Below are 12593 nucleotides of genomic sequence, written 5' to 3'. Positions count from 1 at the left end.
GGGTTCCACCACCTCGACGAACCACTAGGCTGCCCGGAATGCCGATCGACTTCTCCGACCACGACCCCACCTGGCCCGCCGAAGCCGCCCGCTCCATGGCCGAACTGCGCGCCCACTTCCCCGTCATCGAACACGTCGGCAGCACCGCCATCCCCGGCCTCGCCGCGAAACCCGTCATCGACCTCATGGCGTCCACACCGGACCTCGACACCGTGCTGGCGACCGAGGCCGTGCTGACCGACCTCGGCTACGTGCGCGAGGAAACCGGCATGCGCAACCGCCTCTTCTACCGCCGCGACACCAACGGCACCCGCACCCACCACCTCCACGTCATCCCCGCCGACAACTGGGACACCCGCAACGAACGCCTCCTGCGCGACCACCTGCTGGCGCATCCCGAGGCGGCGGCCGAGTACGGGGCGTTGAAGCGGGAGCTGGCGGCGCGGGAGTCGGACGGGTTGGCGTACACGAAGGGGAAGACGGCGTTGATCCAGAAGCTGATCGACCGGGAGCGGGAGGCGCGGGGGCTGCCGGCGAGCGACGTGTGGGAGGACTGATCCCTGGCGGCCGCCCGGTCGTGGGATTCGCGACTCGAACGCCGGACCGTCCAGCCTGGCGGCCATCTGTGTAGATGCGATCTACGTAGATGGCATCTACACTCTTGCCGTGCCGGGATTCGTGGGTAGACGGACCGAGTTGCGCCTGCTGCACAAGCGCCTCGGCCGGGTGACCGCGTCGCGAGAAGGATCCGCGATCGCGATCCGAGGGCGACGGCAGGTGGGCAAATCGCGGCTGGTGCAGGAGTTCTGCGACTCGGCCGACGTGCCCTACCTCTACTTCGCCGCCACCAAGGGCTCGTCCGCGGTCGACTCGGTCACCGCGTTCCTCGCCGAACTCGCCGACTCGTCCCTGGCCGCGGCCGGACACGCGCTACCGCCCACCGGCGTCACCGGAGGGTGGCCCGACGCGTTCCGCGTCCTGGACGCCGCGCTGCCCGAGACGCCCTCGGTCGTGGTGCTCGACGAAGTACCGTGGCTGGCCGAGCAGGACCAGGTCTTCGACGGTGCGTTGCAGACCGCGTGGGACCGGCTGTGGTCACGGCGTCCGGTGCTGCTGGTGCTGCTGGGCAGCGACCTGCACATGATGGAACGCCTCACCGCCTACGACCGCCCCTTCCACGGACGCGCGGACAACCTCGTGCTCGGCCCGCTCAACCCCGCTGAAACCGGCCGCGCCCTCGGCCTCCACGGGGCGGACGCGATCGACGCGCACCTGATCACCGGTGGACTGCCCGGCATCATCCGCAGCTGGCCCCACGCCACACCCCCGGCCGAGTTCCTGCGACAGGAGTGCGAGGACCCCGCCGCGCCGCTGTTCAGCGTGCCGGAGTCCTCGCTGTTGGCCGAGTTCCCCGCACCCGACCAGGCCCATCGCGTGGTGGAGTCGATCGGCGGGGACAACCGCACCCACGCGAACATCGCCGCCACGGCCGGGAGCAGCCAGGGTCAGATCCCGTCGGGGACGCTCTCACCGCTGCTGCGGAAGCTGACCGAGGAGAAGCGGGTCCTGGCGATCGACCACCCGCTGTCCACCTCCCCCGGCAAACCGGCGCTCTACCGGGTCGCCGACAGCAACCTGCGCTTCTACCTGCCCATCGGACGCGCCATCCAGGAACAGGCGCGCCGCGGACGTCCCCAGGTCGGCGCGCGCGTGCTGGACCGCCAGTGGACCAGTTGGCGCGGTCGCGCTGTCGAGCCGCTGATCCGCGAAGCCCTGGAACTCGCCGGACAGGCCGGTGGGTTGCCCTGGCCCGACACCGCCGCGGTGGGCGGCTGGTGGAACCGGCAGCACAACCCCGAGGTCGACCTCGTCGGAGCCGACCGCTCCCCCGTCGCGGGCCGGATCGACTTCGCCGGGTCGATCAAGTGGATCACCGGCGCCTTCGACCGCCACGACCTGCATTCGCTCCGCCACGCGGTCGGCCACATCCCCGGTTACGACCACGAACGATCCGGACTGGTCGTCGTGTCCTTGTCGGGCGCGGACCTCGACACCGATGAAGCCGACCTGCTGTGGGGACCGGACGAGATCATGGCCTGCTGGACGGCCGATTGAGCAAGTCCGGCTACTCCGCGGCGTACGTCGTGCGCACCGCAGGCGACCGGCGCAACCTCCGCTGCGCCCCAGCCACCTGCACCTGATCCCGCCCCAACCGCTTCGCCTCGTACAACGCCGCATCCGCCGCCGCGAGCACACCTTCCAGGGTGTCCTCGTCGATCTCCGGCCAGATGGCCACCCCGATGCTGACCCCCAGACCGGTGACGATCCCGCCCGCGCTGTCGTCGATCTTCAACCCCAGCACCTGGGCCCGCACCCGCTCGGCGATCACCACCGCCTCGCCCCGCTCCACCATCGGCAGCAGGACCGCGAACTCCTCGCCGCCGAACCGCCCCACCGCGTCCCCGCGCCGCACCGTCGAGGACAGCGCGTCGGCGATCTCGCGCAGCACCGAGTCCCCGACCTGGTGCCCGTAACGGTCGTTGATGTCCTTGAAGTGGTCCACGTCGATCATGAACAGCCCGAGCGTCGACGGGGTCTGCCGGTCGCGGGTGCGTTGGAGTTCGAGTCGCGCCTGGAGGTGCCAGGCTTCCGCGTTGAGCAGTCCGGTCTTGTTGTCCGTTCGGGCCGCCAACTCCAACTGGTGGATCAGCACCGTCCGGTGCAGTGCGACGGCGGCGACCACCATGGGCAGCGCGAATCCCGGCCACCAGGTGACGGCGAGCGCGACGAACGAGCCGAGGGCCAGTTGGCCGGCTTCGAGCAGGTTGTCCGCGCCGCTGCCGACGGCCTCGCCGATCTTGCGCAGCTTGACCGTGATGACGATGACGATGCCGACGAGCAGCGAGTTCACGCCCCACTGGGCGGCGCCGGCGCCGATGATCCCGAGCAGGTCGAGCACGCCGGACGGGCGGCCCGTCATGAGGTGTTCACGCAGGCCGGAGGCGTAGGAGACGCCGTTCGCGGCCAGTGCGGCGAGGATCATCATGGATCCGGTGAACAGGCAGCGGTGCGGTGGCCGGGAGGTGTCCCAGCGGCCGACGACCCACCAGCGGTGCAGGTAGATCGTCGCGACCAGCAGCACCGCGGGCAGCGGCGGCAGCACGAGCGCGCCCGCGAAGATCCAGATGCTGCACAGGTCGACGTGCGGCAGGTGGCTGTGGTCGCGGCGGATGCGCTCGATCCAGCGCGAGAAGTGCAGGTGCGCGCCCGCGCAAGCGGCCAGGACGCCCGCGATGAGCCACGAGCGGGACGGGACGGGGTGCGGCGCGCTGAGGACGACGGCGAGAACGGCGCCCGAATCCACGAGGAACACGTACGCCAACGCCCGTTTGGGCAGGGACCATAGGGACCAGCCTGGGATGGCGCGCCACGGCGCTCTGGTCCGCACCGGAGCGTCCGCGCGATGTCCCATGCCCATGTTTACCTCACGACGCGGTCGCCCCGGTGTGAACCAGGGCCGGACGGAGCGTCACGGTAATCGCGACCAGGGGCGAAGTCAGCCGCTGCCGGGGTGACGACACGGAGTGGAGGTGACCACCGTGCGCGACAAGATCTGGTGAGCCGACTCCCGTTTCCAGCCGTAGTACCGGAAAACGAGGGGAGGTGGCCGACATGCGCGACAAGATCTGGTGAAGCGGTCAACCGTCGGTAGTCACCGTGGTGGACACACGAGACCACGAGACGGCCGCGGCGAGCGCCAGCACCGTTCCCGCGGCCCCGGCGGCGGCGATCGTGCCCGTGGTGGACCCGGTCCACTGCGCCACGAGCCCGCCGCCCGCCACGCCGACGCCCTGCGCGGCGACCAGGCTGGTGCGGGCGAAGCCCAGCGCCTGCCCCCGCCGCCGGTCCGGCACCAGCCGGACGAACGTCGCACCGGCCGTGACCTGGTACGCGCTGAACGCGCCGGACAGCGCGAGCAGCCCGACGGCGAACCCGAGGCCGGGCGCGAGGAAGTACCCGAGCAGGGGCAGCACCGTGGCGACCGCGAGCACGCCGAGCAGCCGCACCCGTGCCGCGGACGGCACGAACCGCAGCAGCAGCGCGCCCACGACCATGCCCGCCGGGTCCGCGGCCAGCAGCACGCCGACCTCCGCGACCCCGGCGCCGGCCTCCTGCGAGAACGGCGCGGCGAGCCCTTCGGGGACGACGGCGAACGTCGCGAGACAGCCGATCGCGATGAGCAGCCGCAGCCTGCGGTCGTGCCAGACCAGACCCGCGCCCGCCCGGACTCCCGCCCACCACCGGTCGGCGTCCGGTCCGTCCGACGGCGTGAGCGACGCCGGTCGTCGGCGCAGGCCGAACCGCAGCAGCAGCGCGGACAGCCCGAACGTGACCGCGTTGACGGCCAGCGCGCCGGACGTGCCGAGCCAGGCGACCACCAGCCCGCCGCCCGCGAACCCCAGCAGCAGCCCGACCTGGTGGGTGATCAGGTGGATCGACTGGCCCGCCTCGTAGCGCCGCTCCCCCAGCACCAGCGGCAGCAGCGCGCCCTGGGCGGCCGCGAACGGCGGCTCCGCCAACTGCACCAGCACCAGCAGCGCCACGACCAGCGGCAGCGGCACCGCGGGCACGGCCATCACCGCCACCAGCGCGGCCCGCAGCAGGTCGCTGCACACCATCACGGTCCGCCGCGGGTACCGGTCGGCCAGCCCGGTGAGCAGCACGCCCGACAGCAGGCCGGGCAGCATCGTCAGCGCGTAGGTCAGCGCGGTCCACGCGGGCGAGCCGGTGCGCTGGAACACCACGATCGACAGCGCGAGCCTGGCCAGCTGGTCGCCGACGATCGACGTGAGCGAGGCGCACCAGAGCACCCGGAACTCCGCGACGCCGAAGGCCGCCCGCGATCCGCTTCCGGCGTCGCCGCGCTTGGTCATCGGGACTCCGGTCGGCCGATGACGCGGCGGAGACCGCGGAAGTCCGCGGTGGGCTGTCGACTCGTCGTGGCGGAGGGGCGACACCGGGCCGTGGGGAGTGCGTCGGTCCGAGCGGGCATCTGCCGGACCCCCTTCCGAGGGGAACGCCGCCAAGCGGACGGAATCGCCTGCCCTCCGGGACGGGGAGGATCTCCCCACCGTGTCAGAAACGATCACCTCGATCCAGTGGTCCACTTCGGTGAACGGGAATCACCATCTCGAACTTGCGGTGCGGACCGTTCGCCGTCGGCCGCCAAGGGCACTCGCCCTCTTCGGAGGAAGTCGGTGAACCGCTCCACCGGGCGGACGACCGTCCGGTACGACCCCGCGGGCCCGCGGGTCAGGTGGTCGCGCGGGCCACGACGGCGCCCACGACGAAGTCCGGGTACACCTCGGCGACCGCGTCGACATCCGGGAGGACCACCACCTCGCCGAGACCGGCCGCCTCGAACGTGGCGCGCCAGGCCGCGGGCGTCAGGAAGCCGTGGGTCGGGCGCCGCACCGGGTCGGTGACGACGTCGGTGAAGCTGTCCAGGAAGTCGAAGATGATCTCCGCGTGGATCGGCCGCGCCAGCTTGGTCGGGCGCAGGCACTCCGAGACGACGACCGCTCCACCCGGTTTGAGCGCCTTCGCCGCCTCGGCGACGACGAAGTCGAGGTCGGGCGCGACGTGGAAGCAGTTGACGGAGTAGACCACGTCGAACGTGCCGGGCCCGACGCCCTGCTCCGCCCACGGCTTCGTCATGTCCAGGCGCTCGGACTCGACCTCCGTCGACGGCGCGGCCGCCTCGCGCGCCACCTGCTCGCCGATCCGCGCGAACGTCTCGGCCACCTCGGTGAAGCGGTACCGCGTGACGCGGGAACCGAGCGAGCGGAGTACCTGCTCGGCCGCGCTGCCGCAGCCGCCGCCGATCTCCAGCACCTCGAACGCGCCGCCGTCGGCGGGGACGAGGCGGGAGACGGCCTCCGCGCCGACGGTGTTGTTGATGGCGTACAACGGGTTGTCGTTGGAGAAGTACCGCGGCCAGAGTTCGAGCTTGTCTGGCGCGAACAGGATCTCCTCGCCCGACGCCTCGCCGCGGAAGAAGCGCTCCGCCCCGTCGACCAGCGTCCGCAGGATCTCCGGGGCCACCGCGGCACCGGGTTCCTGCTCGGCCAGCTCCACCGCGACGGTGTCGAAGTCGCCCACCGGCACCGCCCCGGTGAAGTAGCGGCCGTCCAGGCGGTCGAGCACCCCGCTGTCGGACAGCTTCTCGTACATGAACCGCAGCGGAACCGTTCGGCGCCAAGGGATCGAGAGATCCCTCTTGGCCTGCTGGACCGTCACGCCCGTCGTGGGCGGCAGCGCGCCGATCGACGCGAGGATGCGATGTGCGGTCGCGTCGACCAGGCGCGCGAACGTCTCGTTCGCCGCCAGGAAGCGGAACGGGAACAGCGCGCGGATCCGCTCGTCGGTGATGGCCCCGTGGAGCCGCGCGAACTCCGCCGCGTCGCCGTGCCCGCCGGATCGACCGCGCGGGTCCCTCGTCGGATCGCTCATGGTGTGTCGACAGGCCTTCCGTGACGTGGTGCGGGTGGCGGCGGAATCCGACCGGACGCTTTTCCGTCAGCTTTCCGCGATGGCGATCGCCTGCCCGGCAATCGTCGGTCCCGCGGTCGTCGACACGCATCTCCACCGATGCGGTGTCGAGCCATATGGGAGAAGCGGAAAGCGGACCGCACACGAAGAGAAGGCATGCGTGGCGACGCGACTGCACGCTGGACCGCAACCGGGAACGCACGGGGGAATAGGCGGTACAGGCTTGAGCACCGAGCGGATCGCGATCGTCGGCATCGGACTTCGTTACCCCGATGCCGCCAGCACCCAGGATCTCTGGGAGAACGTCCTGGCGGGGCGCCGCGCCTTCCGCAGGCTGCCCGACGAACGGATGAACCACGCGGACTACTACTCGCCCGACCCGAACGCGCCGGACCGCTTCTACGCGAGCAAAGCGGCCGTGTTGCGCGACTTCGAGTTCGACCGGCTGAAGTACAAGATCGCGGGCAGCACCTACCGGTCGACCGACCTCACGCACTGGCTGGCGCTGGACGTCGCGGCGACGGCACTGGCGGACGCGGGTTTCCCCGACGGCGTCGGGCTGCCCCGCGAGTCCACCGGCGTGGTCATCGGCAACAGCCTGACGGGCGAGTTCTCCCGCGCCAACCTGATGCGGGTGCGCTGGCCCTACGTCCGGCGCACCCTCGCCGCCGCGCTGGCGGCGAAGGGGTGGGACGACGACGAGACAAGCGCTTTCCTGCGCGACCTCGAACCGGTGTACAAGGCGCCGTTCCCCCCCATCGACGAGGACACCCTCGCGGGCGGGCTGGCCAACACCATCGCGGGCCGGATCTGCAACCACTTCGACCTGCGCGGCGGCGGCTACACCGTCGACGGCGCCTGCTCGTCGTCGCTGATCTCCATCGCCACCGCCGCCAAGGCGTTGACCGACGGCGACCTCGACGCCTGCCTCGCGGGCGGCGTCGACCTGTCCATCGACCCGTTCGAGGTGATCGGCTTCGCCAAGACCGGGGCGCTGGCGACGGGCGAGATGAAGGTCTACGACAAGGACTCCAACGGTTTCTGGCCGGGCGAGGGTGCGGGCAGCGTCCTGCTGATGCGCGAGTCCGACGCCGTCGAGCGCGGTCTGCGCGTCTACGCCTCCATCACCGGCTGGGGCATCTCCTCCGACGGCAAGGGCGGGATCACCCGCCCGGAGGCCGAGGGGCACCGGCTGGCCATCAGGCGCGCCTACGACAGGGCCGGGTACGGCGTGGAGACCGTCGGCTACTTCGAGGGGCACGGCACCGGCACGGCGCTGGGCGACGCCACCGAGCTGCGGGCGATCGGCTCCGTCCGGCACGACGCCGCCCCCACCGCCCGGCCCGCCGCGATCAGCTCCATCAAGGGCAACTTCGGCCACACCAAGGCCGCCGCGGGCGTCGGCGGGCTGATCAAGGCCGTCCTGTCGATCCACCACCAGGTCATCCCGCCCGCCACCGGGCACTACGAGGCGCACCCGGAGCTGGTCGGCGACTCCCCCGCGCTCTACGTCCCGAACACGCCGGAGCTCTGGCCCGCGGAGCTGCCGATCAGGGCAGGCGTGTCGGCGCTGGGCTTCGGCGGCGTCAACACGCACATCGCGCTGCAACAGGCCCCCGGCACCACCCGCCGCGTCGAGCTGCCCGCCCGGACGACGGGGCTCAACGGCGGCAGGCAGGACGCCGAACTGCTGCTGCTGGACGCCGCCGACCACACCGCGCTGCGCGAGCAGGTCGTGAGCCTGCTCGGCCTGGTGCCCGCGCTGTCGTTCGCCGAGGTCGCCGACCTGGCCTGGGCTCTGGCCTCCGGGCTGTCCGACGACCCGGTGCGGGCGGCCGTCGTGACCACGGGCCCCGATGACGCCACCGCCAAGCTCGGCAGGCTGCTCACCGCGCTCGACGCTGGTGAGGAGAAGCTGTTCGCCGCGGACGGGGTGTTCCTCGACCGCACGCTCACCGCGCCGCGGATCGCCTACCTGTTCCCCGGCCAGGGGTCCGGGCGCGGTGCCGTGGGCGCCCTCCGCCGCCGGTTCCCCGCCGCGGAGGCGGTGTTCGAACAGGCCGGTGTGCCGACCGGCGGCGACCAGGTGGCCACCGAGGTGGCCCAGCCGCGCATCGTCGCGGGCTCCGTCGCGGCCCTGCGGGTGCTGCACGCGCTGGGCGTCGACGCGGACGTCGCCGTGGGGCACAGCCTCGGCGAGCTGACCGCGCTGGCCTGGGCGGGCGCCATGAGCACGGGCGACGTGCTGCGGCTGGCCAAGGTGCGCGGTGGGGTCATGGCCGAAGCGAGCCGCGGCGGCGGCGCGATGGCCAGCCTGGCCACCACTCCCGGCCGGACCGAAGGCCTGTTCGCGGACGACGAGGTGGTGATCGCCGGGTTCAACGGTCCGAAGCAGACCGTCATCGCGGGCGAGGCGGACGCCGTGGACCGCGTGTGCGAGCGGGCACGGGCCGAGGGCGTCACCGCCACCCGGATCCCCGTCTCGCACGCCTTCCACTCGCCGCTGGTCGGGCCCGCGCACGAGGCGATGGGCCTGCACCTGGCCGAGTTCACCTTCGGCACTCCCACCCTCCCGGTGATGTCCACGGTGACCGGTGACCTCCTCGACCCGAGCACCGACCTGCGCGACCTGCTGCGGGACCAGATCCTGCTGCCGGTCCGCTTCCAGGAGGCGGCCGTCAAAGCCGTCACCGGCGCCGACCTCGCCGTGGAGGTGGGACCGGGGCGGGTGCTCGCGGGCCTGCTCCCCGACATCGCGCCGAACACGCCGGTGCTGGCCGTCGACACCGAGAGCCAGTCGCTGGGCTCCCTGCTCGCCGTCGTCGGCGCGGCCCACGCGCTGGGCGCGGCGGTCGACACCGACGCGCTGTTCGCGGGCCGTGTGCTGCGCCCGCTGCCGCTGGACGGCGGGTTCACGTTCCTGGCGAGCCCCTGCGAGACCGCCCCCGACCTCGCGGTCGGCCTGACCCTGCCCGCCGGGCCCGCGATCGAGGAGCGGAGCGCCGACAACGGCAACGGCAACGGCGAAGCCGGTCCGTCCACATTGGACATGCTGCGCGGGCTCGCGGCGGACCGCGTGGAACTGCCGCTGGCGACCGTGACCGCGACCACCCACCCGCTCGACGACCTGCACCTGAGCTCGATCACCGTCGGCCAGCTCGTCAACGACGCCACCCGCAAGCTCGGCCTGCCCCCGCTGGAGTCGACGACCAGCTTCGCCACCGCGACGCTCGGCGAGCTGGCCGACCTGATCGACGAGCTGGCGGGCTCCGCGCCCGCCAAGGGCGACGGCGGCGGCGAGGTGGCCGGTGTCGGGCAGTGGGTGCGGCCGTTCTCGGTCGACCACGTGCCGGTCCCGGCGCCGACGGTCGACCTCGGCTCCGGTCCGCGGGGGACCTGGCGGGTGTTCGCCCCGGCGGACCACCCGCTCGCCGACCGGCTGCCGGCCGCGCTGGCCGCGGCGGGCATCGGCGACGGCGTGCTGCTGTGCCTGCCGGACAACGGCGAGGAGCACGTCCGGCTGTTCCTGGAGGCGGGACGGGCGGCCGTGGCCGCGGCCCCCGGCACCCGGTTCGTCGTGGTGCAGCACAGGTTCGGGGCGTCCGGTCTGGCCAGGACCGCGTTCCTGGAGGCGGTGGACGCGCCGACCACGATCGTCGTGCTGGCCGACCCCGCACCGGCCACCGAGGCCGGGGTGGAGGACGCGGTGTGGCGGGTGGTCGTGGAGACCGCGGCCACCACGGCGTTCAGCGAGGTCCACTACGACGCAGGCGGCACGCGGACGGTGCCGGTGCTGCACGTGCTGCAACCGCCTGTCGAACGGCCGACCGGCACCCCGCTGGACGACACCGACGTGCTGCTGGTCACCGGCGGCGGCAAGGGCATCACCGCCGAGTGCGCGCTGGCCATGGCGAAGGACTCCGGCGCCCGGCTCGCGGTGATCGGCCGGGACGACCCCGACCAGGACGAGGAGATCGCGGCGAACCTGGCCAGGATGACCGCCGCCGGGGTGGTCTGCCGGTACGAGCGCGCCGACGTCACCGACGCCGGGCAGGTCGCCGCGGCCGTGGCGCGGTTCGAGGCCGACCTCGGACCGGTCACCGCGGTCATGCACGGCGCGGGCCGCAACGAGCCCGCCGCGCTCGCCTCCCTGACCGAGGAGCGGTTCCACCAGACGCTCGCCGTCAAGGTCGCCGGTCTGCGCTCGGTGCTCGACGCGGTGGACCAGGACGGGATCAAGCTGCTGGTGACGTTCGGCAGCATCATCGGCCGGGCGGGGCTGCGCGGCGAGGCGCACTACTCGACCGCCAACGACTGGTTGTCCGAGCTGGCCGTCGAGTTCCGGCGGGCGCACCCGTCGGCCCGCGTGCTGGCGATGGAGTGGTCGGTCTGGTCGGGCGCCGGGATGGGCGAACGGCTGGGCGTGGTCGAGGCGCTCTCCCGCGACGGCATCACCCCGATCTCCGTCGAGGACGGTCTGGGCGTGCTGCGCCAGGTGCTGGCCGACCCGTCGGCCGGACCGGTGCTGACGATCACCGGCCGGATGGGCGGTCTGCCGACGCTGCCGCTGGACACGACCCAGGAGCTGCCGCTGACCCGGTTCGTCGACCGGGTGCTGGTGCACTACCCGAACGTCGAGCTGATCACCGAGGTCGAGCTGTCCGCGGGCAGCGACCCGTACCTGTCGGACCACGCGCTGGACGGCGACCTGCTGTTCCCCGCGGTGATCGGGATGGAGGCGATGACCCAGGTCGCCGCGGCCGTGCTCGGCCGGAGCGGCGCCCCGCTGCTCGAGGACGTCGAGTTCCTCCGGCCGATCGCGGTCCGCCCCGACACCGCGACGTCGGTGCGGCTGGCGGCGCTGGTGCGCGACGCCGAGACGGTGTCGGTGGTCATCCGCGCCGAGGAGACCGGGTTCGGCGCCGACCACTTCCGCGCCACGCTGCGGCTGCCGCGGCCCGGAGTGCCCGGCGGGGACGTCGTGCGCAAGGCCATCGGCCTGCCGCTGGTGCCGGTCGACCCGACCACCGAGCTGTACGGCGGGGTGATGTTCCAGGGCAAGCGCTTCCAGCGCCTGCTCGGCTACCGCAGGGCGAACGCGCGGCACGTGGTGGCGGAGCTGTCCACCACCACACCGGCGCCGTGGTTCGCCGCCTACCTGCCCCAGGACCAGGTGCTGGCCAACCCCGGCACCCGCGACGCGGTCATGCACGCCCTCCAGTGCTGCGTGCCCGACGCGACCCTGCTCCCGCAGCGCGTGGAACGGCTCTACCTAGCCGAACCCGCCGACCAGCACGTGGAGTACGTGGTCCTGGACGCGAGCGAGCGCTCGCAGGACGGTGACGAGCACGTGTACGACGTCCACGTGCTCGACCCGTCCGGCCGGGTCGTCGAGTTCTGGCAGGGCCTGGTGCTGCGCGCGGTGCGCAGGCAGGACGGCTCCGGGCCGTGGGTGCCGCCGATGCTCAGCGGCTACCTGGAGCGGACGCTGGAGCGGGTGCTCGGCGGCGGCCGCGCGGTGGTCGTCGAACCCGATCCCGAGCCGGGCGCGCACGCGGACCGCAGGGCCCAGACCCGGCTGGCCGCGAGCCGCTGCCTCGGTCGCCCGGTGGAGGTGCGGTACCGGCCGGACGGCAAGCCCGAGGTGGACGGCGCCGCGATCTCGGCGTCCCACGGCGCGGGCGTGAGCCTGGTGGTGACCGGGGCGGGCAGGCTCGGCTGCGACGTCGAGGAGGTCGGGCACCGCACGGTCGAGGACTGGACCGACCTGCTCGGCACCGCGCTCACCGGCGTCCGCGACCTGGTCGCGGCCGAGTCCGGTGAGGACGCCGACGTGGCGGGCACCCGGATGTGGAGTGCGCTGGAGTGCCTGCGCAAGGTCGGTGTGACCGACCGGACGCTGGCCGTGCACGGGGTCCACGAGAACGGCTGGGTGGTGCTCGCGGCGGGCGACGCGCGGGTGGCCACCTGGGTGACCACGCTCAACGGCCGGTCGGCCCCGGTGGTGTTCGCCGTCCTGTCGGCGCCGGAGTAGTCGCCGT

The 12593-nt window shown here is 72.9% G+C and carries 6 protein-coding genes; 3 read left to right on the top strand and 3 right to left on the bottom strand.

Translation table 11 applies throughout. The features are described from left to right. The first annotated feature begins 38 nt into the window (after positions 1 to 38). Together RM788_RS41565 and RM788_RS41560 are read left to right on the top strand one after the other, a co-directional pair. The gene (locus tag RM788_RS41565) at positions 39 to 557 is read left to right on the top strand and encodes a GrpB family protein (RefSeq protein ID WP_315925624.1); all 519 of its coding nucleotides are present in this window, start codon (positions 39 to 41) and stop codon (positions 555 to 557) included. 109 nt (positions 558 to 666) lie between these two features. Beyond that, positions 667 to 2115 carry an ATP-binding protein gene (locus RM788_RS41560; protein WP_315925623.1) on the top strand — a complete coding sequence of 483 codons (1449 nt, stop codon included), beginning with the start codon at positions 667 to 669 and terminating at the stop codon, positions 2113 to 2115. A gap of 10 nt (positions 2116 to 2125) precedes the next feature. On the opposite strand, the gene RM788_RS41555 is transcribed toward RM788_RS41560, so the two are convergent. The 3 genes from RM788_RS41555 to RM788_RS41545 all read right to left on the bottom strand — a co-directional run bounded on the left by RM788_RS41555 (position 2126) and on the right by RM788_RS41545 (position 6513). Continuing rightward, positions 2126 to 3448 carry a GGDEF domain-containing protein gene (locus RM788_RS41555; protein WP_315925621.1) on the bottom strand — a complete coding sequence of 441 codons (1323 nt, stop codon included), beginning with the start codon at positions 3446 to 3448 and terminating at the stop codon, positions 2126 to 2128. Positions 3449 to 3698: 250 nt separating this feature from the next. After that, positions 3699 to 4934 (bottom strand): MFS transporter, encoded by a 1236-nt coding sequence (locus RM788_RS41550; RefSeq protein ID WP_315925619.1) that lies wholly within the window; start codon positions 4932 to 4934, stop codon positions 3699 to 3701. Between the two features lie 379 nt (positions 4935 to 5313). Continuing rightward, a complete protein-coding gene (locus RM788_RS41545) occupies positions 5314 to 6513 on the bottom strand; it encodes a class I SAM-dependent methyltransferase (RefSeq protein WP_315925617.1) in 1200 nt (399 codons plus the stop codon). A gap of 262 nt (positions 6514 to 6775) precedes the next feature. Between RM788_RS41545 and RM788_RS41540 the strand changes: the two genes are divergently transcribed. Further along, positions 6776 to 12586 (top strand): type I polyketide synthase, encoded by a 5811-nt coding sequence (locus RM788_RS41540; protein WP_315925615.1) that lies wholly within the window; start codon positions 6776 to 6778, stop codon positions 12584 to 12586. Positions 12587 to 12593 lie beyond the last annotated feature (7 nt).

This window comes from Umezawaea sp. Da 62-37 (genome assembly GCF_032460545.1).
Lineage (GTDB): Bacteria > Actinomycetota > Actinomycetes > Mycobacteriales > Pseudonocardiaceae > Umezawaea.
Note: the sequence above shows the minus strand (reverse complement) of the source record. Positions and strands in the feature narration are given on the sequence as shown.

Coding starts and splice junctions, on each gene's coding strand:
- RM788_RS41565 (WP_315925624.1), top strand. CDS start 39: ATGCCGATCGACTTCTCCGACCACGACCCCACCTGGCCCGCCGAAGCC.
- RM788_RS41545 (WP_315925617.1), bottom strand. CDS start 6,513: ATGAGCGATCCGACGAGGGACCCGCGCGGTCGATCCGGCGGGCACGGC.
- RM788_RS41550 (WP_315925619.1), bottom strand. CDS start 4,934: ATGACCAAGCGCGGCGACGCCGGAAGCGGATCGCGGGCGGCCTTCGGC.